Origin of the sequence: Streptococcus sp. KR, assembly GCF_002238115.1 — a bacterium.
Lineage (GTDB): Bacteria > Bacillota > Bacilli > Lactobacillales > Streptococcaceae > Streptococcus.
In genome coordinates this window covers 1-902 of the sequence record NZ_NGVM01000078.1, presented here as the reverse complement: position 1 = coordinate 902, position 902 = coordinate 1, and the positions used below count along the sequence as shown (strand labels likewise).

Here is a 902-nt window from a genome sequence, read left to right as displayed (position 1 = left end):
ATCATCGGGATTGCGAGTCATGCCATTGAACAAGTGGCCTCGATTGTGGCTCACGGTGGGGCAAAGTATGATACCATCTCTGGATTAAAAGGTTCAGGATTTATTGGCCGGATGATTGTGGGCTTTTTCGCCCTCCTCATTTGGCTTGTTCGGATAGTAAGTGCAGCCATGGTCAATCTTTTGGTATCCATTCGATTTATTCAGCTCTACCTTATGATTCCATTTGCCCCTCTTACGATTCCAACATTTTTAAGCGATGAATGGAAGTCTATTGGTTTAGGCTATTTAAAAAATATTATGGTCTATGCGGTACAAGGGGTTCTTATTTTTCTGATTGTTTCTCTTGTTCCTTTGTTTGAATCTGCTGGTAAAATAGCTGTTTCAAATGGTGCAGGAGTCCTGCAATCACTTGCGATTATGTTTGGTAGTTTGGTACAAGCTATCTTACTGATTATTGCCCTCGTTGGTTCTCAACGTACGGCTCGCTCAATCTTAGGTATGTAATTAGATAAAGGCTAGGAAGTGATTGCTTCTTAGCCTTTTTAGAAAGGAAAGTCATGAATACACGTGTCTTTAAAGACATCTCAAAATACCAACACAGGGCTTGGTTAGGTTTCACCACAAGACAAATCATCTTTGTTTTACCAGCCTTTATTGTCACAATTATTGTTTTGGGCTTGAATCTCTTTTTCTGGCAATTTGGAGATTGGTTTGTTTACGGTTTTGTGTTTACCTTTACCATCCCCCTCATGCTTTTTGGAGTCTATAAACCCAATGATTTATATTTTGAACATTATTTGAAATACCGTCTTCATTTTGAACTAACGGTTCCCCTACGCACAATTACAGGAAAGAAAGGACCTGAACATGAAAAGAAAATCAAATACATTAAAGAAACAAAA

1 protein-coding gene and 1 pseudogene are annotated in these 902 nt (G+C 38.5%); both read left to right on the top strand.

All coding sequences use genetic code 11. From position 1 onward, the window contains the following. A pseudogene (locus CBI42_RS10915) lies at window positions 1–504 on the top strand (type IV secretion system protein); the annotation flags it as partial. 53 nt (window positions 505–557) lie between these two features. Continuing rightward, on the top strand, window positions 558–902 hold a 345-nt coding region (locus CBI42_RS10910; protein WP_094753973.1), incomplete at its 3' end, for a PrgI family protein.